The organism is Streptosporangium nondiastaticum, from assembly GCF_003011965.1.
GTDB classification, from domain to species: domain Bacteria; phylum Actinomycetota; class Actinomycetes; order Streptomycetales; family Streptomycetaceae; genus Streptomyces; species Streptomyces nondiastaticus.
The window spans coordinates 21,794-45,061 of record NZ_PXWG01000008.1; the positions used below are offsets into that span (position 1 = coordinate 21,794).

At 69.1% G+C, this 23,268-nt stretch carries 10 protein-coding genes and 1 pseudogene; 3 read left to right on the forward strand and 8 right to left on the reverse strand.

Annotation, left to right across the window (positions count from 1 at the left end; translation table 11 throughout):
* Positions 1-90 precede the first annotated feature (90 nt).
* Positions 91-9,849 (forward strand): HYD1 signature containing ADP-ribosyltransferase family protein, encoded by a 9,759-nt coding sequence (locus tag B7P34_RS05955; protein ID WP_146166748.1) that lies wholly within the window; start codon positions 91-93, stop codon positions 9,847-9,849.
* 2 nt (positions 9,850-9,851) lie between these two features.
* On the forward strand, positions 9,852-10,133 hold the full coding sequence (locus B7P34_RS05960; RefSeq protein WP_106674740.1) for a DUF6881 domain-containing protein: 282 nt from the start codon (positions 9,852-9,854) through the stop codon (positions 10,131-10,133).
* A 346-nt stretch (positions 10,134-10,479) separates the two neighbouring features.
* Here B7P34_RS05960 and B7P34_RS05970 read toward each other — a convergent pair whose 3' ends face one another.
* Entirely contained in the window at positions 10,480-11,547 is a 1,068-nt protein-coding gene (locus tag B7P34_RS05970) for a hypothetical protein (RefSeq protein WP_106674741.1), read from the reverse strand.
* Between the two features lie 154 nt (positions 11,548-11,701).
* Between B7P34_RS05970 and B7P34_RS05975 the strand changes: the two genes are divergently transcribed.
* Positions 11,702-12,076 carry an NTP pyrophosphohydrolase gene (locus B7P34_RS05975; protein WP_106674742.1) on the forward strand — a complete coding sequence of 125 codons (375 nt, stop codon included), beginning with the start codon at positions 11,702-11,704 and terminating at the stop codon, positions 12,074-12,076.
* A gap of 66 nt (positions 12,077-12,142) precedes the next feature.
* Here the strand turns inward: B7P34_RS05975 and B7P34_RS05980 are convergent, their stop codons facing one another.
* The 7 genes and pseudogenes from B7P34_RS05980 to B7P34_RS06010 all read right to left on the reverse strand — a co-directional run bounded on the left by B7P34_RS05980 (position 12,143) and on the right by B7P34_RS06010 (position 22,408).
* Positions 12,143-13,645 carry an amino acid permease gene (locus tag B7P34_RS05980; RefSeq protein WP_106674743.1) on the reverse strand — a complete coding sequence of 501 codons (1,503 nt, stop codon included), beginning with the start codon at positions 13,643-13,645 and terminating at the stop codon, positions 12,143-12,145.
* 291 nt (positions 13,646-13,936) lie between these two features.
* A complete protein-coding gene (gene dxs / locus B7P34_RS05985) occupies positions 13,937-15,904 on the reverse strand; it encodes a 1-deoxy-D-xylulose-5-phosphate synthase (protein ID WP_106674744.1) in 1,968 nt (655 codons plus the stop codon).
* 468 nt (positions 15,905-16,372) lie between these two features.
* On the reverse strand, positions 16,373-17,698 hold the full coding sequence (locus B7P34_RS05990) for a sugar ABC transporter permease (RefSeq protein ID WP_223267550.1): 1,326 nt from the start codon (positions 17,696-17,698) through the stop codon (positions 16,373-16,375).
* A 158-nt stretch (positions 17,699-17,856) separates the two neighbouring features.
* Positions 17,857-18,669, reverse strand: a pseudogene (locus B7P34_RS05995) (ATP-binding cassette domain-containing protein); the annotation flags it as partial.
* 11 nt (positions 18,670-18,680) lie between these two features.
* Positions 18,681-19,787 (reverse strand): substrate-binding domain-containing protein, encoded by a 1,107-nt coding sequence (locus B7P34_RS06000; protein ID WP_106674745.1) that lies wholly within the window; start codon positions 19,785-19,787, stop codon positions 18,681-18,683.
* A 203-nt stretch (positions 19,788-19,990) separates the two neighbouring features.
* Positions 19,991-21,196, reverse strand: coding sequence for an ROK family transcriptional regulator (locus tag B7P34_RS06005; protein ID WP_223267551.1), 1,206 nt, complete (start codon positions 21,194-21,196; stop codon positions 19,991-19,993).
* A 465-nt stretch (positions 21,197-21,661) separates the two neighbouring features.
* The gene (locus B7P34_RS06010; RefSeq protein ID WP_189382518.1) at positions 21,662-22,408 is read right to left on the reverse strand and encodes an ALF repeat-containing protein; all 747 of its coding nucleotides are present in this window, start codon (positions 22,406-22,408) and stop codon (positions 21,662-21,664) included.
* Positions 22,409-23,268: the final 860 nt, after the last annotated feature.

Genomic DNA, 23,268 nt, shown 5'->3' on the forward strand with positions numbered 1-23,268 from the left:
TTCCTTGGCAGCCGGCGTTCCGGGTCCTCCGGCGCGCGTCGCCGCCGCGGCGCCTTCAGGCACCGCGGCTTCTTCGCCACCAGACCGGGGGTGAGCAGAGCCGTCGCGGCCACGGCCGCCATGCTGGTGTTCACCGCCGCGGCTCCCTCCGAGGCGGTGACCAAGCCGGAGGCCGGGCCCTCGCTGCCTGGCGTCAAGGGCCACACCAAGCGGCCCGACGGGCAGCGCTGGCGCAGTGCCGCGGATCTCGACCACCTCGACGGCTCGGCCGCCCCGGTCAAGTCCCGCGGCCCGCAGACCCTGCACGGCAAGTACGCCGTGGAGCGCCCGAAGGCCCCCGAGGCCACCGCCCGGAACGAGGCCAAGATCGAGGCCGCCCCCGGCAAGGAGGTCAAGGGCTACGACCCCAGGAGCAGCAGTGAGATCACCGGCGAGCGCTCGGAGTTCGAGCGCACCTTCAGCAACCGGGACGGGTCGCGAACGACCCAGTTCTCCAAGGAACGGCTGAACTACCGCGCCTCCGACGGCAGCTGGAAGCCGATCGACGCAGCGCTCGTCCGCACGGGCGACGGCAATGCGGGCGGCTGGCGCAACGCCGCCGACAGCCTCGACATCCGGCTCGCGGCTCAGGCCGACGCCAAGGACCTGGCCCGGCTCGTCGTGGACGGCGACCACGAGGTCTCCTTCGGCCTCGACGGAGCGCAGCGCTCGGCCGGCCGTACCGACGACAAGAACAAGTCGGCGATCACCTACCCCGACGTCCTCAAGGACGCCGACCTGGAGCTGATATCCAGGCCGGGCGGCCTCAAGGAGGTCATGGTCCTGCGGTCCAAGGACGCACCGCGCACCTGGCTCTTCCCGCTGCGGACCAAGGGCCTCACGGCCTCGCTGGACAACGGTGACATCGTCCTCAAGGACGCCGGGGGCAAGCAGCGCGTGCGGATCCCGCACGGCTACATGGAGGACTCCAAGGTCCACCCGGAGTCCGGCGACGGTGCGATATCCACCAAGGTCGGCTACCGCCTCGTCGAGCACGGCGGCGGGCAGGCCCTGCGCGTGGACCTTGACGGCGACTGGCTCTCCGCCCCGGAGCGCACGTTCCCCGTCCGGGTCGACCCGCCCATGGTGGATCCCGTCGGCGCCTCGTCAAGCATGTACGTCGAGAAGTCCGGCAGCAACAACTGGAGCTCGGGCTCCGAGGACACCCTCAAGGTCGGCGCCGTCAGCGACGGCGGCACCAGCCGGGCCGCGAGCTACCTCGCCTTCCCGAACGTGGCCTCCAAGCTGCGCAACCACAAGATCTTCGGCGCCTCGCTCAACGTCCTCAACTACTGGTCGGCCTCCTGCCGCCCGCGCGAGGTGAGCGTCCACCCGGTCACCGAGGCGTGGACGGCCGGCAAGGGCCACACCTACCCCGGCCCCTCCTTCGGCGCGAAGATCGCCGGCGAGTCCTTCGCCCACGGCTTCATCGGCGAAGGCCAGTCCAGCTCGGCCTGTCCCGCCGCGTGGGAGGCCATTGAGCTGGGCTCCAAGGGGCGCGACCTGGTCGAAGAATGGGCCAACGGCTCCCGCCCCAACTACGGTCTGACCCTGCGCGGCTCGGAGTCCGACACGGCGAGCTGGAAGAAGTTCTCCAGCACCAACAGCGCCAACCCTCCGTCCCTCTACGTCACGCACTCGCCGTACGACGCCAAGTACTCCGTCGAGCGCGCGAACCCGGAGCCGGCGGTCAGCCGGAGCCAGGACGGCAAGGTCAAGATCAAGGTGACCAACCTGGGCGCCGAGACCTGGACCCCCAGCACCTACGAGCTGGGCTACCGCGCCTACAAGGGCGGCAAGCTGGTCAAGGAGGTGTCCGCGGCCCAGCTCCCCAAGGACGTGCCCCGGGGCGCCGCCGTCACCCTCGACGCGACGGTCCAGAAGGGCGACCCGGGCGAGTACCTCATCGACTTCTCGATGATCCGCAAGGGTCTGGGATTCTTCACCGACTACAACATCGCGCCGGTCCGCATCGGCCTCAACGTGCTGGCCATCCCTCCGGTCGTCGACGCCTTCCACCCGGCCAACGGCTACCAGTCCCAGACGCTCACACCGGAGCTGTGGGCCAACGCCCGGGACATGGACAAGACCGGGCAGACACTGCAGTACCGCTACGAGGTGTGTGAAGCCGGCAAGGACGGCAAGCCGAAGGACTGCTTCTTCTCCGACTGGTCACCCGACCGCAGCTGGGTCGTCCCGGCCGGCAAACTGCGCTGGTCCAAGACCTATCTGTGGCGCCCCTGGAGCAGGGACAACGCGGCCGTCAGCCCCGAGCTGCCGTACGCCACCCTGCTGACCGCCGTGCCGCAGCCGGTCATCACCTCGCACCTGGCGGGCTCGCCCTACGGCTCCTCGGACAAGCCCTTCGACCCGCAGGTCGGCAACTTCGCCAGCGCGGCGGTCGACGCTTCGGTGGCCACCATCGGCCCGGGGCTCACCATCGCCCGGACCTACAACAGCCTCGACCCGTCCAGGAACCACGTCTTCGGCGCCGGCTGGGCCTCGCGCCTCGACATGAAGGTGACGCCGGACGACGACGGAACCGGCAATGTCGTCGTCACCTACCCCGACGGCCAGCAGGTCCGCTTCGGCCGCAACCCCGACGGCTCCTTCGCCGCCCCCATGGGCCGTGACGCCGTCTTCACCACCGTCAAGGACGGGGGCTGGCAGCTCACCGACAAGAACGGCGTCCGCTACGCCTTCCGCGCCGACGGACTGCTCGGCACGGTCACCGACGCGAGCGGACTGGCTCAGACCTTCACCTACACGGACGGCAAGCTCGTCCAGCTCCGCAACGACGCCGGCAAGCGAAGCCTGTTCTTCCAGTGGACGGGTGAGCACATCACGGCAGTCGGTACCGACCCGCTCCGCACCAGCCCGCTGACCTGGACGTACGAGTACGACGGGGACAAGCTCGCCAAGGTCTGCTCCCCCGAGAAGACCTGCACCCGGTACGAGTACGGAAAGGGCTCGCACTACCGCAGCGTGGCCCTGGACTCCGGCCCTTACGCCTACTGGCGTTTCGGTGAGGACGGCGGCGACGACGCCGTCAGCCAGGTCACCGTCAACCAGGGCAAGGACCGGGCCCAGTATGTCGACGTCACCCACGACGCCGCCGGCCCGCTGAGCGGCACCTCGGACAGCGCGGCCGGCTTCAACGGCACCTCCTCGCGCGTCGACCTGCCCGAGAACCTGCTGAACCTGCAGCGCAGCCTCGCGGTCAGCATGTGGTTCCGCACCTCCGGCAACGGCGTGCTGCTGAACTACCGCTCCGACAAGCACAACGACAGCAGCGACGGGACCAGCGCGCCCGTGCTGTACATCGGCGCGGACGGCAAGCTGCGCGGACAGTTCCGCATCGGCCGCATCTCCCCCATCACCACGGGAACCGCTGTCAACGACGGCCAGTGGCACCACGTGGTGCTGTCCTCGGACGGCGCCCGGCAGACCCTGTTCCTGGACGGCAAGCGCCACGGCAGCCTGGACGCACCGGTCAACCACGGCAACCAGCGGTTCGCCGAGATCGGCTCCGGCTACGCCTACGACTGGCCCTCCCCGCCCGCCAAGGGCGCGGTCTACTTCAAGGGCGACATCGACGAGGTCGCCGTCTACCACAAGCCCATCGGCACCGCCGCCGCGCAGTCCCTCTACGCGGCCCGCGAGCAGGCCGACCACCTCACCAAGGTGACGACGCCCGGCGGCCGCACGGCCGTGGAGGTCTCGTACGACACCTCCGTCGACCGCGTCGACAAGCTGACCGACAACAACGGCGGCCAGTGGCAGCTGGGCATCCCCGTCACCGGTCTGTACGGCAAGGAACTCATCCGCACCGTCCAGGTGACCGACCCCAAGAACCGCCGGCACTTCTACGACTACGACCCGCTGGCCGGCCGCGTCATCCGCTACGTCTCCCCGTTGCGCGACAAGCCGGTGGAGCCCCAGAAGCCCAAGCCCACGACCTCCCCGACCCCCGGCACCGAGGGCGGCATGTTCGAGGGCGGTGTCGTCGGCGACGGCAACCGCCCGACGGACTACCCCGACCCCGAATTCGTCGGCGGCGCGGTCAACGCCATGGGCGTGCGCAGCTTCGGCTACGACGACAAGGGCTTCCAGAGCCGGGTCATGGACGAGAACGGTCATGCCATCGACATGACCTACGACGACCAGGGCAATGTCGCGACACGCAAGACCTGCCGCGACCTCGGTGACTGCCAGACCACCTACTACACGTACTACTTCGACGAGAAGAACCCGGTCGACCCGCGCAACGGCAAGCTCACCGAGTCCCGCGACGCACGCTCCGCGGACGCGACGGACAACACCTACCGGACGACGTACTCCTACGACGCCCGCGGTGAGCTGACCGAGCAGACCGCACCGGACGGCCGCAAGGCCACCCGCACCTTCACCACCGGATCGGACCCCGCCTTCAACAACGAGGGCACCGCTCCGGCCGGCCTGCTGGCGTCCATGACCGACGCCAAGGGCAAGACGACCAAGTACACCTACTTCGCCAACGGTGATCTCGCCGAGACCACCGACCCGGCGGGCCTGATCACCCGGTACACCTACGATCGCCTGGGCCGCAAGCTCACCGAGACCGACATCAGCGACTCCCAGCCCAAGGGCGTGACCGTCAGCTACACCTACGACGGCCTGGGCCGGACGGTCACCACGACCAAGCCCGGAGTCAAGAACCAGGTCACCGGCGTCACGCACACCGCTTTCACGACCATCGAGTTCGACCAGGACGGCCTGGTGCTGCGCTCCGAGGTCGCCGACACCACGGGCGGCGACCCCACCCGCGTGACCCGCACCGAGTACGACGACTCCGGCCGCCCGGTGCGGGTGACGGACGCCGAAGGCGCCGAGACCAGCTTCGGCTACGACGCCCTGGGCAACCGGGCCTGGCAGGTCGACCCGAGCGGCACCCGGACCGAGTACACCTACACCCCGCGCAACAAGGTGGCCGAGGTACGGGTGCGCGACTGGAGCGGAGACCCGGAGGAAGCTCCCAAGGACGCCGACGAGAAGGTCCTGGTGACCGACTCCTACGCCTACGACATGGCCGGCCGCCTGACCCGGCACGCCGACGCCATGGGCCGTATCCGCGCGTTCAGCTACTACGACGACGGCCTCAGCAAGGCCGTGCGCGCCCTCGGCGTGCGCCAGCCGGACGGGTCCACCCGCGACATCGAGCTCGAACGGAACGCCTACGACGCCCTCGGCAACCTGACGCGCAAGACCACCGGCAACGGCACCACCGTCACCGCCTACGCCTACGACGTGTCGGGCCGCACCCGGACCATCACGACGGACCCGGGCCGGCTCGACCGCAAGGTCAGCTACACCTACGACGATGCCGACAACGTGACGCGCGTCGTGCACACCGGCAAGAGCTCCAACGTCGGGTTCTCCAGCAGCAGCTCCGAGGTCGTCGACTACACCTACGACGCCGCCGGCCGGGAGCTCAGCGAGACCACGCTCAACGGCAAGGAGCGGCTGACCACGACCTTCAAGCGCGACCAGCGCGGACTGCTGCTCGCGGAGACCGAGCCCCGGGGCAACGCCGAGGGCGCGGACCCGGAGGCGTTCACCACCACCTACACCTATGACGAGCTCGGCCGTCAGGTGACCGTCACCGAACCGGCCGCCGACGTGGAGAACGGCGGGGGCGACGCTCCGGCGGTCAGGACCCGTCCGGCCACCACCACCGGGTACAACGCCTTCGACGAGGCGACCCAGAGCAAGGACCCGCAGGGCCGGGTCTCCTCCGTCACCTTCGACAAGGCCGGCCGCCCGACGGTCAGCACCTCTCCGTCCTACACCCCGCCCGGGGCGTCCGAGCCGATCACCCCGGTGAGCCGCAACGAGTACGACGCGGCCGGCCGGATCACCGCGACCACGGACGCGCTCGGCAACGTCCAGCGCTTCCGCTACGACCAGCTCGGCCGGATGGTCCAGCGCGAGGAGCCGCGCGCCTCGAAGCTGCTCGGCCTGGTGACAGAGTCCGGCAAAAACGTTCCGGCAGGTGCCGGTGCCGTGTGGTCCTACACCTACTCCCGCACGGGCGAGACCCTCTCGGTGACGGACCCGACCGGAGCCCGCACCGAGAACACCTACGACGACCTCGGTCGTCGGCGCACGGCGACCGCGGTGGAGCGCAAGTCCGACCAGACCCGCTACTTCTCCACCACCTTCACTTACGACGACGCCGACCAGCTCGTGGCACAGACCGCGCCCAGCGGCGACACCACGCGCTTCACCTACGACGCACTCGGCCAGCTCACCGGCACCGAGGATGCCGCGGGTGTGAAGACACAGACCGGCTACGACATGGCCGGCCGCGTCATCCGCAACAGCGACGCCCTGGGCCGCACCGTGCGGCAGGACTACGACCAGGCCGGCCGGATGACCGGTCAGCTCTGGCTGGACAAGGACGAACGGCCGCTGCGCAACCGCAGCTTCCGCTACGACCAAGCGGGCAACCTCTCTACGTCCACCGACGCGAAGGGCAAGAGCACCCGGTTCACCTTCGACCCGCAGAACCAGCTGGTGCAGCAGGTCGAGCCGGTGAGCGCGGACAAGACCATCACGACCAGCTTCGGCTACGACGCCAACGGCAACCGCACCCGTTTCACCGACGGTCGCGGCAACACCACCCGCTACACCTTCAACGCCCTCGGCCTGCCCGAGTCGGTGATCGAGCCGGAGACGAAGGACCACCCGGCCCCGGCCGACCGCACCTGGACCACCTCCTACGACGCCGAGGGCAACCCCGTCCGGCTCACCGAGCCGGGCAAGGTGGAACGTCAGCGCACCTTCGACCCCAGCGGCCTCCTGCTGCAGGAAACCGGATCCGGGGCCGAGGCCTCGACCCCCTCCCGCGTCTACGAATACGACGCGGCCGGCCGGATGACCTCCGCCAGTGCCCCCAAGGGGACGAATGTCTTCGAATACAACGACCGGGGCCTGCTGACCTCCGCGAAGGGCGGATCCGGCGACGCCACGTTCGGCTACGACGAGAACGGCCGTCTGCTCACCCGGGTCGACGCGGCCGGCACGGCAGTGTTCGGCTACGAGAACGGCCGGCTGAAGTCCGTCAAGGACGCGCAGTCGCAGCGGCTCTTCAGCTACCGGTACGACAAATCCGGGGCGCTGGAAGGCGTCGACTCTCCCGGCCTGAACCGCACTTTCGGCTATGACGCGCTGGGCCGTCAGGTCTCCGACATCACCAAGTCCACCGGGGGAACGACACTCGCCTCGTTCGAGTACGCCTTCGACGACAACGACCGGGTGATCTCGAAGAAGACCGCCGGCACGGCCGACGCGGGGGAGCAGAAGTACGCCTACGACGACGCCGGCCGCCTGACCTCCTGGACCGACAAGGACGGCAAGACCACGGGCTACGCGTGGGACGACGCCGGAAACCGCATCCAGGCGGGCGAGCGGAAGGCGACGTACGACGCGCGCAACCGGATGCTGACCAACGGTGAGGCCACCTACACCTACACCCCGCGCGGCACCCGGAAGTCCTCCACGACGTCCGGCCTGACCGAGGAAAGCCGCTTCGACGCCTTCGGCCAGCTGGCCAAGCAGGGCGAGATCTCCTACCAGTACGACGCCCTCGGCCGCCTGGTCGACCGGGACGGCACCCAGCACACCTACGACGGTCTCGACGACGACGTCGTCACCGACGGCCGCGGCGTCTACAGCCGCGGGCTCAACGGCGAGCTGGTCTCCATCACCCAGGACGGTGCCACGCGCCTGGCGATGAGCGACCGCCACGGCGACATCGTCGGCACGCTGAACGCCAAGGACAGCGACCCGAAGAAGCTCACGTCGTCGACGGGCTACGACCCCTTCGGCCGCACCACGGCTACCCAGGGCGACCAGGTCTCCCTCGGCTACCAGGGCGACTGGACCGACCCGTCCACCCAGCAGGTCAGCATGGCCGCCCGCTGGTACGACGCCGACGGCGGTTCCTTCACCTCCCGCGACAGCTACAACCTCGACCCGACCCCCGCGTCCATCCGGGCCAACGGCTACACCTACGGCGACGGCGACCCGGTGGACAACACGGACCCGACGGGCCACTGGAGCATCCGGGGCGCCCTGAAGAAGGTCGGACGGAAGATCGCGTCCGCCGGCCGCGCCGTCGCGCAGACGGCCACGCAGATCTACCACGCCGCGGAACGAACGATCTCCTCCGGCATCAACTGGATGCAGGAGCGGATCTCCTCCGGCCTCAACTGGATGCGGGAGAAGATCTCCTCCGGCGTCAACTGGATGCGGCAGAAGATCTCCTCCGGCGCCCGGTGGCTGGGCAACAAGATCTCATCCGGAGCGCGGTACATACGCAACCAGGGCGCACGGATCTACAAATCCGCGGCCCAGATCTACCGCGAGAGCAAGCGCTACATCAGCGACACGGCACGGGCGGCGAAGAAGTTCGCCGCCACCCACAACCCCATACCAGTCCTGGCCAAGGCACTTCGCCCCGTCTACGCGGGCATGAAGATGGTCGTCGCGGCGGCGGCCCACGCTCCGGCACTGATCGTCCAGGAGACCAAGCAGGTCGTCCAGGACGTGGCAAAGGTCGCGACCGAAGTCACGAAGATCGTCGCCGACGTGAGCGCCAAGATGGTCTCGGCCGTCGACACCGCGATCACGGCGGTCTCGGAGTTCGCCCAGACGGCGGCGCCCTACCTGAAGGCGGCGCTGGACTTCGCGGCCGAGGTCACCGGCGTCAATGACGCGATCGCCTGCGCCACGAAGGGCGACGTCGAGGCGTGCCTGTGGACCATCGCGACGGTCGGCAGCATGTTCGTGCCGGGCGCCACGGCGGGAGTCCGCGGCGCGAAGGCGGCGCGGGCCGGCATGAAGATGGAACACGCGGCGAAGACGGCGTTCGTTTCGGAGAAGGGCGCGACCACCGCGGGGAAGGGCACGAAGCTCGCGGAGAAGGCCGAGGACCTGGCCGGGGCCACCTGCAAGGCCCCGAACAGCTTCACTCCGGAAACCCCGGTGTTGATGGCCGACGGCACGACCAAGCCCATCAAGGACGTCAAGGTCGGCGACAAGGTCCTGGCGACCGACCCGACGACAGGAAAGACGGAAGCCCAGACAGTCGGTGATGTCATCGTCGGCAACGGCGAGAAGCACCTCGTCAAGCTGACTGTCGACACGGACGGCGACAAGGGCGAGGCCACCGACACCATCACTGCGACCGAAGGCCACCCGTTCTGGCTGGAGGACCAGAAGACCTGGACCGACGCTGGCAAAGTCAAGCCGGGCGCAATGCTCCGCACGTCGACCGGCACGTGGGTCAAGGTCACGGCGACCCGAGCGTGGACCGCGGTCCAGCAGGTATTCAACCTGTCGGTCAGCTCGATCCATACGTACTATGTCCAGGCGGGCGCTACGCCGGTCCTTGTCCATAACTGTGGTGAGGCCGCGAAGGCTGCTTCTGATGGTCCGCAAAGTCTCTACCACTACACGAATGAAGCGGGGCATGACGGAATCATTTCGAGTGGCGAGATGAGGCCGTCCCTGAAAGCGAACAATCCGAAGGATGCTCGCTACGGAGACGGTCAGTACTTGACGGATATACAGCCGGGGACGAAGACACTCGGGCAGCTCTCAGCGGCCTTCTTGCGGGTCCCATGGGCCGGACGTAAGTTCACTCACTACATCGAAATCGACGTCAGAGGGCTGGACGTGGTAGAAGGCAGGCCAGGGGTGTTTGTGATCCCAAACAGCGGACCACTCGATCTAACCGGCCGTATCGTCGGCTCTGGAAGGAACTAGAGGTGAGGTACGTCAAGGTCACATGGGATCACGACTTCGCTGACGATCCTGTGCTCTATCTCAGCGAGCTTGGAGACGACGGGTACGAAACCCGGAAGGTGCAGTTCTACCGGGATGGTCAATCCGAATGGGCAGACGAGGGTTTCGAAACTGCAACTGTCGGCCTCTCGGAAATCCCGTTCCCGCCTCTGGAGGAAATTTCCAGCCAGCCGGAGTTCACTGCCAAGGTGATTACTCCGGAAGAGTTCGAGAGTGCATGGAACGAGGCGCACGCGAACTCCTGATCGCCGCCGAATTCTTCTTGTGGCGTGCCAGAGCGAAAAGAGTGCTTCCATTCTGGTGGTAGCAGAAGCTTGGGGCCCTGCTGACAGTCAGCAGGGCCCCAGGTTCTTGACGGCAACGCTGACGGCAACGTCAACGGACGGTTGCGGCGGGTGGGTCTTCCGGTTCATCGTCGGTATAGCCGAGGGCGTCGATGGCTTGTCGTTGGAGTCGGAGTCAGACGCGGGCACATACGGTGGCGGTGATGCACTCTGTTCTCCAGAGCCCAACCGTTAGGCTGTTTACCTGTCCATCCAGCGGCCCTTCGGCGTTGAAACGCAATGACGTCCGCGCGGTGGCCGGACGCTGCTACACCCGCTGCCAAGGACCGAGCGCCAGGCCCGGCTCGTCGGAGCGCTGGCGGGCCACCCGCAGGTGGCCGTCGGTGCCGAGTACGGCCACCGTCACTCGCCCGTTCGCGTCGACGGCGAGCGCCGGCGCGCCGGTGAACTCCTCGCCCGTCTCCGACCACTGCGCCGGCAGCGTCTCGTCCCCGCTGGGGCACACGGCGACGGCCGGCAGCCCGGACGCGGCCCGTTGCGCCAGCACCGTGCACTCGTGCCCGTCGAGGACGGCCCGCAGCACGGCGACGGGGCCGGTGCCCGTGCCGCCCACGGACGTGACCGACGGCTCGTCGTCCGCACCGGCGTCCGGCAACAGCGTCTGCAGGCCGCCGTCCGCCGCGTCCCGCCAGAAGTGCGTGACGCGGTCGTCGCCGGTGACGCCCGAGGCGGAGGAGCCGGCCGCCGGCTTCGCCGGAACGTTGAGGACGCGCCGCACCGGGCCGCCCGGCTGCTCCTGCCGCCAGCGCAGCACGCATTCGGCCGCGGGGGCGATCAGTTCGACGCGCCCGGCGGGCGTCGCGACGGCGGTCAGGCCGTCGAGGACGTGACTGCCCTTCATGTCGGCCCAGGGGCCCCAGATTCCACGGGCGTCCTGCCGCCGCCCGCACACCCCGCCGCCGGAGTTGCGGACGAAGACGTGCAGGCCGGCGGAGTCCACGGCCGCCGCGGGGGCGCCGATCTGCGCCGAGCGCTGCCAGTCCTGTCCGTGGGGCGAGCCGATCGAGCGCCAGTTCGTGGGCGGTCGGCCCGACTGGAACTGGGTGGCGTAGACGATGTCGGTCTCGGTGCGGTCATCGACCTCGCGGCGCCGCACGCCGACCAGGTGGACGTAGCCCTTCGGGCCCTGCGCTATGGACAGGAACGGCTCCAGGCCGGGCACCGCCAGCAGCTCCGGGCCCGTCCACTCGGGGCCGCCGGGCCGGGTCTCGGTCCAGCGCACGACACCGCCCTCGGCCGGTGCGTAGGCCGTCAGACGGCCGTCGCTCCCCCTCAGTAGCCAGCCGGTGACCGGGGTGGCCGTACGCACTGCCATGACTCGCTGCCAGCCTTTCTCGCATGCGGCTCTCGCATTCGGCCTCGGTGGCGCGGCGCGTGGCGCTGCGCTCGGAGCCCGTTTGTCGACCCTCGACAATAACATCGTGGCCGGTCAGGGCGTCGTGCCACGGTGGCCGTGCAAGGCTGCGGGCATGAACACTCTTCTCGTCGTGGACTCCGCGAACGTCGTCGGTTCGGTGCCGGACGGCTGGTGGCGGGACCGGCTCGGCGCGGCCGGGCGGCTGCGGGACCGCCTCGCGGCGCACGCGGCGGCCGGCGCGCCCGCCCTGTTCGCGGACGCGCCGGAGGTCGTCCTGGTGGTCGAGGGCGCGGCGCGCGGTGTCGCGCCGGTGCCGGGCGTACGGGTCGAGGAGGCGTCCGGCAGCGGTGACGACGCGATCGTGGCCGTGGTGGCGGGCCGGGAGCCGGGCCGGCGCTGCGTGGTCGTCACGGCCGACCGTGAGCTGCGGGCGCGCGTGACCGCGCTCGGCGCGGAGGTGACCGGGCCGAGCGCGGTGCAGGCTTGAGAAGCACGGTGCGGGCCTGAGCCTGCCGCCGCCCGCTCTACGGGACCCGGCAGGGCTACAGCAGGGCTACGGGACCCGGCTGTGCCGCTTCCCGTACACGAAGTACAGGACGAAGCCGAGGACCATCCACGCCGCGAACCGCAGCCACGTCTCCGCGGTCAGGTTGAGCATCAGCCAGACCGAGGCGATAACGGACAGGACGGGGACCGCGGGCACCAGCGGGGTGCGGAACGCGCGCGGCAGGTCGGGCCGGGTGCGGCGGAGGATGATGACGCCCAGGGCCACGACGACGAACGCGAAGAGCGTGCCGATGTTGACGAGTTCGGCGAGGACGTCGATCGAGGTGAAGCCCGCGAGGACGGCGACGACCACGCCGAGCAGGATCGTGGAGCGGTAGGGCGTGCCGTACTTCGGGTGCACCCGGGAGAAGATCCGGGGCAGCAGGCCGTCGCGGCTCATCGCGAAGAACACCCGGCTCTGGCCGAGCAGCAGGATCATGCAGACGGTCGTGAGGCCGACGGCGGCGCCGAAGCTGATGAGCCCGGCCCAGAACGGGTGCCCGGTGGCCTTGAAGGCGTCGGCGAGCGGGGCGTCCGTGGACAGCTCGCTGTACTTCTGCATGCCGGTGACGACGACGGACACGGCCACGTAGAGCAGGGTGCAGATGGCGAGGGAGCCGAGGATGCCGCGCGGCACGTCGCGCTGCGGGTTGCGGGTCTCCTCGGCGGCGGTGGCGACGATGTCGAAGCCGATGAAGGCGAAGAAGACGACGGCGGCGGCCGAGAAGATGCCCATGACGCCGAAGTTCGACGGGGAGAAGCCGAACATCAGCTGGATGAGCGGGGCCTTGATGTCGCTGCCGGCCGTGGTGCCCTGGGACTTGGGGATGAACGGCTCGTAGTTGGAGCCGGTGATGAAGAAGGCCCCGACGATGATGACGATGAGGACGACGGTGACCTTGATCGCGACGACGACGGCCGTCACGCGTGAGGACAGCTTCATGCCGAGGACGAGGATCGAGGTCAGGACGAGGACGAGGATGCAGGCGAGGAGGTCGAAGCCGAAGCGGCCCCCGTGCGTGCCCTGCAGTCCCACGGGGAGGTGCCAGCCCGCGTTGTCCAGCAGCGAGCGGATGTAGCCGGACCAGCCGACGGCGACGACGGCGCAGCCGAGCGCCAGCTCCAGGATCAGGTCCCAGCCGATGATCCAGGCGGGCAGCTCGCCGAGGGAGGCGTACGAGAAGGTGTACGCGGAGCCGGCCACCGGCACGGTGGAGGCGAACTCGGCGTAGCACAGCGCGGCGAGCCCGCAGACGACGCCGGCGAGGACGAAGGCCAGCGCGACCGACGGGCCGGCGTTCTCCTTGGCGACCTTGCCGGTGAGGACGAAGATGCCGGTGCCGATGACGACGCCGACACCGAAGACGGTGAGGTCCAGGGCGGTGAGGGACTTCTTGAGCGCGTGCTCGGGCTCCTCCGTGTCCCGGATGGACTGTTCCACCGATTTGGTACGGAAGACACCGCGCTTGCCGCGGCGCTCCCCGAGAGGCTGCTGTTCGCTCGTGCTCATCGGCCCTCCTCCACCTGCTCGCACACTCTTCGCCATCGCTCACCGTGAACTGAGCGAGTGTCCGCGATGATCGGGGGCGCGGGGCGGCCGGACCTGCCACCCACCCTCAGGATTCACCCGATGGGACGCAGAGGTCCATATGCGTACGGACCGGCCGGACCACCCGGATAGGGGGTGGTCCGAACCGGTCCGTGGAGACGGTCGGAGGGGCGAGGCCCTCGGAAGGGCGAGGCGCTCGGAAGGGCAAGGCCCTAGTCGCACGCTCGCGCGCAGCCCTGGTCGCGCGCAGTCCTAGTCGCGCGCGGGCTCCGCAGCGGCCTCGGAGGTCGCCCCGGCGGGCTCGGCAGCCTCGGCGGCCTCGGGCGCGTCCTCGAGCCGCCCGTCGATCTTGGCGACGAGCCCCGTCACCTGACGGGCGATGTCCGGCGCGGTCAGCCCGATCTCGGCCATGACCTCCTTGCGGGAGGCGTGGTCGAGGAACCGCGGCGGGATGCCGAAGTCGCGCAGCGGCAGGTCGACGCCCGCGTCGCGCAGCGCCTGGGCGACGGCGGAACCGACACCACCCACGCGGCTGTTGTCCTCGACGGTGACGACGACGCGGTGCTCGGCGGCGAGGCCGGGCAGGGCGGCGTCGACCGGCTTGACCCAGCGCGGGTCGACGACCGTAGCGGAGATGCCCTGCTTGTCGAGCAGGTCGGCGATCTCCAGGCACATCGGGGCGAGCGCGCCGACGGAGACGATGAGGACGTCGGGGCGCTCGACGCCCTCCGCGGGCTTCCGGAGCACGTCCATGCCGCCGACGCGGCCGACGGCCTCGACCGCCGGGCCGACGGTGCCCTTGGAGTAGCGCACGACGGTCGGCGCGTCCTTGACCTCGACGGCCTCGCGGAGCTGCGCGCGGACCTGGTCGGCGTCGCGCGGGGCGGCGATCCGCAGGCCCGGCACGACCTGCAGGATCGACATGTCCCACATGCCGTTGTGCGAGGCGCCGTCGTCACCGGTGACGCCGGCCCGGTCGAGGACGAACGTCACGCCGCACTTGTGCAGGGCCACGTCCATCAGCACCTGGTCGAAGGCGCGGTTCAGGAAGGTGGCGTACACGGCGAAGACCGGGTGGAGACCGCCGGTGGCCAGGCCGGCCGCGGAGGTGGCCGCGTGCTGCTCGGCGATGCCGACGTCGTAGACGCGCTCGGGGAAGGCCTTCGCGAACTTGCCGAGGCCGACCGGCTGCATCATGGCCGCCGTGATGGCGACGATGTCCTCGCGCTCCTGGCCGAGCTTGACCATCTCGTCGGCGAAGACGGAGGTCCAGCTGGCGCCGCCGGAGGCGACGGGCAGGCCGGTGTCGGGGTGGATGGCGCCGATGCCGTGGAAGCGGTCCGCCTCGTTCTGCTCGGCGTGCTTGTAGCCGCGGCCCTTCTGGGTGAGGCAGTGCACGAGGACGGGGCCGCCGAAGCGCTTGGCGCGCTGCAGGGCGGACTCCAGAGCCTCGATGTCGTGGCCGTCGATCGGGCCGACGTACTTCAGGCCCAGGTCCTCGAACATGCCCTGCGGGGCGATGAAGTCCTTCAGGCCCTTCTTCGCGCCGTGCAGCGTCTCGTACAGCGGCTTGCCGACGACCGGGGTGCGCTCCAGCAGGTCCTTGCCGCGGGCCAGGAAGCGCTCGTAGCCGTCCGTGGTGCGCAGGGTGGCGAGGTGGTTGGCGAGGCCGCCGATGGTGGGCTCGTAGGAGCGCTCGTTGTCGTTGACGACGATGACGAGCGGGCGGTCCTTGGCGACGGCGATGTTGTTCAGCGCCTCCCAGGCCATGCCGCCGGTGAGCGCGCCGTCACCGATCACGGCGACGACGTGGTCCTTGCGGCCGAGGACCTGGTTGGCCTTGGCGAGGCCGTCGGCCCAGCCCAGCACGGTGGAGGCGTGGCTGTTCTCGATCACGTCGTGCGCGGACTCGGCGCGCGACGGGTAGCCGGAGAGGCCTTCCTTGGCGCGCAGCTTCGAGAAGTCCTGGCGGCCGGTGAGCAGCTTGTGGACGTACGCCTGGTGCCCGGTGTCGAAGAGGATCTTGTCCTTGGGCGAGTCGAAGACCCGGTGCATGGCGATGGTCAGCTCGACCACGCCCAGGTTGGGCCCGAGGTGCCCGCCGGTCTTGGAGACGGCGTCGACGAGGAAGGTGCGGATCTCGGCGGCGAGCCGGTCGAGCTGCTCCGGGCTGAGCCGGTCCAGGTCGCGCGGTTCCCTGATGCGGGTCAGCAGGGCCACCCGTGCCTCCTCTTCGTCGAGCTGTCGGCTTGTAGAAACATGTAGAAGCCTTGAAGAACCGCAAGAACCTCAAGAACCTCTAGATCCGTCGAGTCTAATGTTCCGCTCGGCGTGGCGATGAACGGGTGATGCGACCCGAGTCACCCGACCGGACGCACGAGCGAGGGAGGGCGTGGCAAAACGCCCTATAGGGCACGGTCCGGGCGGGGAGGACGGCCGTACGGCTGGATGGCGGGGGGGGAGCCCGCGGCCACGTACGGCTCGCGCGCCCTCCCGGGGCCCCGCCACGCCCCGATAAGGGGCGCGGGGAACTGCGCGACCAGCCACCACGGACCGGCAGCCGACGACGTACGGGCGTACCCCGTACACATACGGGCACACCCCGTACACAAAGGCGCCGCCGTCCGCCGCCCAAGGCGGGCGACGGACGGCGACTACGCACCGTGGGCAGAGCGCCCCCCGCAGGGGCTACGCGCGCCCCGCCGTTTTCTGCGTCCGCCGCGACACGGAGTCGATCACAACCGCAGCCAGCAGCACCGCGCCAGTGATCATGTACTGGACCGCCGAGGCGATGCCCAGCAGCGCCATGCCCGACGCGATCGACTGGATGACCAGCACGCCCAGCAGCGCGGACCACGTCTTGCCGCGCCCGCCGAAGAGGCTGGTGCCGCCGATGACGGCCGCGGCGATCGCGTTCATCAGGAGGCTGCCGGCCCCGGAGGACTGGTTCGCGGCGTTGATCTGCGAGGCCAGGAACATGCCGCCGACGGCCGCCATCGTCCCGGAGAGGGCGAAGACGGAGATCCGGACGGCCGCGACGTTGATGCCGGCGCGGCGGGCCGCCTCGACGCTGCCGCCGAGGGCGAAGACCTTCCGGCCGTACGCGGTGCGGCGCAGCACGAGGTCCAGCGCCACGACGACCCCGAGGAAGATCACGACGGCGAGCGGCAGGCCCTTGTACTGGTTGAACAGCCACGCCACCACGTACGCGGGCACGGCCAGTGCCACCGTGCGCAGCACGATCTCGCTGAGCGGCCGGCTGGGCACGCCCGCGGCCTCGCGGCGCCTGCTGTCGCGGAAGGACACCAGGAAGAACGCGGCCACGGCGACGGTCGCCAGCCCGTACGCGGCGGAGATGTCGGTGAAGTAGTGGTTGGTGAGGCCTGCGACGAGCCCGGAGTCGTCGAGGTTGATCGTGCCGTTGGAGCCGAGGACCTGCAGCATCAGGCCGTTCCAGCCCAGCAGGCCCGCCAGGGTGACGACGAACGCGGGCACGCCGATCCGGGCGAAGAAGAAGCCGTGCAGGGCGCCGATGACGGTGCCGGAGAGGATCGCCAGGACGAGCGCGAGCCACTCCGCCATGCCGTGGTTGATGTTGAGTACGGCGAAGACGGCGGCCGCGAGGCCGCTGACCGAGCCCACGGACAGGTCGATCTCGCCGAGGATCAGCACGAAGACGATGCCGACCGCGATGAGGCCGGTGCCGGCGGCGGTGACGAAGAGGTTGCTGAGGTTCTCCGCACCGAGGAACGCCGAGTCCCGGAGCTGGAAGACCAGGGCGATGACGATCAGGCCGACGACGACGGGGAGGGACCCGAGCTCGCCGCTGCGCAGCTTGCGGAGGAATTCGCTCCAGTAGCCGGCGAAGCCTTCCTCGCGGACGAGGAGGCGGGGGTCGACGGCGGGGAGTGCGTCGTGGGCGGGGGCCTGGCCGTTGGGACCATTGGAACCGTTGGGACCATTGGAACCGCTGGTGGCCGGCTCGGTGGACGACGTGGGCAGCTCGGTACTCATGCGCCCGCCTCCTTCTCGGGCTTGTCGGCCTGGACGGCCTGGACGGCCTTGTCGGCTTCGTCGGCCTCGGCAGGCTCGGCGGCCTGGGTGGTCGGAGCCTCCTTGATGGCACCAGCGGCACCGGCGGCCTCCGTGGCCCCCGCCCCCGCCCCCGCCCCCGCCGCCTCCGCGGAGCGGGCCCGCCGCCGGGTGACAGCGTTGTCGGTGGCACCGGTGATGGCGGAAATGATCTCTTCCTGGGAGGTGGAGGCCACCTCGAACGTCCCGTTGTTCCGCCCGAGGCGGAGCACGGCGACGCGGTCGGCGACGGCCTTCACGTCGGCCATGTTGTGGCTGATGAGGATGACGCCGAGGCCGCGCTCGCGCAGCCGTTCGACCAGGTCCAGGACCTGCGCGGTCTGCTCGACGCCGAGCGCCGCGGTCGGCTCGTCCAGGATGACGATCTTGGGCTCGCCGAGCAGCGAGCGGGCGATGGCGACGGTCTGCCGCTGCCCGCCGGAGAGCGAGGCGATGGGGATCCGGACGCTGGGGATCCGGATGGACAGGGTGGAGAGCAGTTCCCGGGCGCGGCGCTCCATCTCGACCTCGTCGAGCACCCCGGCGCGGACGATCTCGCGGCCGAGGAAGAGGTTGCCGACGACGTCGAGGTTGTCGCAGAGCGCGAGGTCCTGGTAGACGGTCGCGATGCCGAGCTCCTGGGCGGCGTGCGGCCGGTCGACGGTGACCGGCTTCCCCTCCCACTCGATGACTCCGTCGTCGGCGGGGCCGACGCCGGCGATGGTCTTGACCAGGGTGGACTTGCCGGCGCCGTTGTCGCCGACGAGGGCGACGACCTCACCGGGGTGGATCTCCAGATCGACGTCGGTGAGCGCCTGGACGGCACCGAAGCGCTTGGAGATCCCTCGGAGGGCGAGAACGGGGACGGTGGTCTCGGTGGCGGTGTCTGCGGCGGTGTCTGTGGTGGCAGGCATCTGGGGAATCCCTACTTGATTCCGGCGGAGTCGCACTGAGCCTTGTACTTCTCGGTGCAGATCTCGTCGCGGTTGAAGAAGCCTTCCTGACCGACGTACTTCGCGATGTCGCCCTTGGTGAGCGCGAAGGGGGTGACGATGATGGAGGGAATCTTCTTCTGCGTCCCGCTGTCGACGGCCGACTTGGCGATTCCGTCGAGCGCCTTCCCCTTGGCGAGCGCGACAGCCATCTCGGCAGCGGCATCGGCCTCGGGCTTGTAAGGCTTGTAGACACTCATGAACTGCTCGTCGGAAAGGATCCGCTGGACGGCGGAGAGCTCGGCGTCCTGGCCGGTGACGGGCGGGAGCTTGTCGAATCCGGCGCTCTTGAGGGCCGTGATGATGCCGCCGGCCATACCGTCATTGGCGGAGTAGACACCGACGATGTTGTCCTTGCCCAGCGAGGAGATCGCGCCCTTCATGTTCTCGTTGGCGTTCTCCGGCTTCCACTCCTTGGTGTCGTACTCCTTCCCGATCTTGACCTTGCCGTCGAGGACGGAGTGAGCGCCGTCCTTGTACATCTTGGCGTTCGGGTCGGTGACGGAGCCGTTCATCATGACGATCTGGCCCTTGGAGGCGTTGTCACCGAGCTCCTTGAGCAGCGACTCGCCCTGGATCTTGCCGACGCGCTCGTTGTCGACGGAGGTGTACGCCTTGACCGGGCCCTCGGCCAGCCGGTCGTACGCGACGACGGGAATTCCCTTGTCGGTCGCCTTCTTCACCGAAGAAGCTATCGACTTCGCGTCCACCGAGTCGACGATCAGCGCGTCGACCTTCTTGGTGATCATCGTGTCGACCTGCTGCTGCTGGACGGAGGCGTCCTGCTTGGCGTTCTCGTAAAGGACGACGGTGTCCGTGCCCGCCAATTCCTTGATCTTCTTCTCGATCAGCGGCTTGTCGAAGCGCTCGTAACGCGCGGTCTGGTTCTCCGGAAGGAGGAGCCCGATGGTGAGGGACCCCTTCCCTTCCTTCTTGGTGTCCCCGCCGCCCGCTTCCTTGGCCTTACCGCAGGCGCCCAGTCCGGCGGCCATCGAAACAGCGGCCACGGCCACGGCTGCACGACGCAGATGCGTGTTCATTGCAGAAACCTCCCTGACATGGCCGCGTCGTTGCGACCGAGGTGGCGGAAAGTCAACTCGGCCGCCCGAGCACCGTCAAGAAGTAAATCCCTAACGAGACGGCAACGATGCCATTCGTTATCTACATGAACTCAAGGGAGGAGTCAGGGCCAAAAGCGGGACGTGCCGGGACGGGTCGGGGCACGCCCGGCCGTCGCCGGCGCTCAGGCGGACAGCGACGCCCCGACCGGAGCATGCCCATCGAGGAGCGTGGAATCACCCATCTCGCTCAGCACGAGCGCGAGGGCGCCGAGCACCTCGGCCCGGCCGCCGAGCGCACCGGGGACGACCTCCAACTGCCGGGCGGCGCTGGGGATCGCGTACCGCGAGACGGACTCACGGATGGGCGCGAGCACGAGCTCACCGGAGGGAGCGAGATCCCCACCCAGCACGACCCGCCGCGGATTGAGCAGGTTGCACAGGTTGGCCACACCACTACCAATATGCCGCCCGACGTCCGAAATCACCCGTCGGCAGCCGGGGTCCCCCTCGCGCGCGAGCTGGACCATACGGGCGACGGTGAGATCGGACCCATGGGCCGAATGGAGCAGAGGAAGGACATACCGGGCAGCCGTAAAGGTCTCAAGACACCCGCGGTTACCGCACCGGCAAACAGGCCCGGACTCATCGAGCGTAATATGCCCGATTTCCCCCGCTGTGCCGCCGGGCCCCCGGTAGATCTGCCCGTTGATGACGAGTCCGGCCCCGACACCGCTGGCGACCTTGATGTACGCAAGGTCAGCGGCCCCTCGCCCGGCGCCCCACACGAGCTCACCGAGGGCGCCGAGGTTCGCATCGTTGTCCACGTGCACGGGCACGCTCAGCCTGGCGGCCAGCTCATCCCGCGGATTGGTCCCGGCCCACCCCGGCAGGATGGCGGTGGACCCGAGCGTTCCGGTCTCCACGTCAATCGGCCCCGGCACGCCGAGCCCCACACCGATGATCTTCCCGGGATCGATCCCGGCATCGTCGATCAGCCGCCTGACCAGCTGCTCGGCCCGATCGAGCCCCTGCGCGGCGGAAGCGTCCACATCGAGCGGCTCGGCGTCTTCGGCAAGCACGCGCTGAGCAAGATTCCCGACGGCGACGCGCAGGTGGGTGTGCCCGAAGTCCACCCCGACCACAACGCCGGCATCCCCGGACAGCGACACGCTCCGCGCCCGCCGCCCCCCGGAGGAGGTGGGCGTGACCTCGACGGTCCCGCCCTCCTTCAGCTCCCGCACGATGTTGGAGACGGTGGCGGCGGAGAGGCCGGTAGTCCGGGCGATCTCGGCCTGTGTGAGCGACCCGGCCGTCCGCACGGCCCGCACGACCCGCTCAAGGTTGGCCCGGTGCAGCGACGACTGCGACCCCGGAGTCTCCACGCCCATCCACTCCCGCCTAGCCGGGCCACGGCACGCCGGCCGTCCCCGTACCGGACCACAGCTCTGGAGCCCGGCATCCATACAACACATGAACTCTAAGCTGAGCCGTCCCGCGGTTCCCCCGTCAAGGCCTTGAGCCACATCGAGGCCTCCATGGTATGGAAGGCCTCCTGCGGAGGAGCGGGGAAAGGGGCGCCTCGACGGCAGGAACCGTGTGCGTGCAGCCTGCGGCGGCAAAAGGCAAGATCACCCTTGTCGGCCCCATGGCCGGGAATGGCCGGGATCGGCGCGAACATGATCTACAGGGGCGGTTCGCGCAACCGGTGAAAGGATGCGTCCTGCCCGTCGGCGGTCCGTGCGGGTCAGCCCCTCGAAGGGGCCCGCGCAGGCCGCATTAAGAGAAGTATCGAAGAAGAGAAGTATCGAAGCCCCGCCAGTCGCCGGCAGGGCTTCGGGTGACTTCACCAGCCTCTACTTCCCGGCCTTCTTGTCCTTCTCACGCGCCTCGAACTGGCCGGTCGCGAGGAAGGCGATCCGATCCTGCTGAGTGCCCATCATGGCCTTCCTCCCCGCATCGTGTATCGCGGGGCCTCCCTCACTGATGATCCGCGAGATGAGAATCGAGATGTCATCTTCCTGAGCGTCGTACTGACCCGACGTCAGGAAGTTGATCCGATCCTGCGGAGTACCCTTCATGGCCGCCTTGCCGGCTTCCCTCACCCCGCGCCCCCCGGCATTGATGATCTGCGAGATCAGAACCTGGTTGTCGTCATCCCTGGCCTCGAACTGACCGGTCTCCAGGAAAGCCACCCGATCTTCCGGAGTGCCCTTCAAGGCCGCCTTGGCCGCGTCTTTCACCCCACGCCCCCCGGCGTAGTAAAGGATCCGCGAGATCAGAACCTGATTGTCCGCATCCCGAGCCTCGAACTGACCGGTCTCCAGGAACTTCCTCATGTCGGCGGCGGCACCGCCGAGCGCCGCCTTGCCTGCGTCCTTCACACCAGGGCCCCCGGTGTTGATGATGCGCTGGATCTCGTTCCGGTCCTTCTCCGCCTGCTGATCCTTGTCGGCAGACCCTTCGCCCTGCTGTCCGGCGGACTTCGCCGCCGAGATCTGGGCCGCCCGCGCCGACGAATCCGCTGCGGCGCCGTCCGCCAGGGACGGCGAGGCAAGCAGGAGGGCCGGAGTAATGGCGGCCACGGCGACCACCGCGGCCATGCGAGACAACTTCAAGACAATCCCCACCCCTTCACAGCAACTGTCATCTCTGCGTCGGCCAACCATAGGGAGACGAAGGTGTTTTGCTCCACTCATTAGACCCGCGGCCCGGCGCCCACCGAAATGCCTGCAAGAAGAGGGTCCGGACCCGCCACGGCAACCATCACGCAACAGGCCGACAGGACAGCGCGGACCGCATCAATCCAGCCAGAAGACAGGAGAAGTCGTGCACATGACACGCCATCAGGTGCTCTGCATTCACGCACCTCGGGAGGCCCGCACCCCGATTCAGACTGTATGGTATGTTCACTCGTATCGCCTGTCACCGCAGCACCACCACTCGTAGCTACTGCGGCAGAGAAAACCTTGGAAGGATTCCTAGGTGATGTCACGTGCGCGCAAACTCCTGCTCGCAGGAGCCATCGCCGGGGAATTGCCTTTCACGAGGCCGGCAGGCGCGCTCTGCCGCCGGACTGCCGGGCTTCCCGGTGAACCACTGCCCTGGCCGCCCTGACCAATGAGCCGGGGCGTTGGCTGAGACCGCTCCGTTTCAAGGTCGCCGGCACCAGCAGATCGAGCGCTTGACTCCTTGAAGTCCCCGAGGCCCTCCCCGTATTCGCGGGAGTCCGAGCCGGAGGACAGGCCCTCCGAGCCGCAACGAGGGCAGTCCACACCACACAGGCTCTCGAGGTCATAGCGCGCGACGACCGTGACGGGTTCCGGCCGGGCCGCCGCCCAGCCGACCGCGGATGGCGACAACACGCACAGCGAAAGCCGTCCTCCTCACGTAACACCCAGGACTCCGCAACGTGGCGGAGCGCTGGAGCTTGCCCCCATCACGGCGCGGCGAGCCCAGCAGC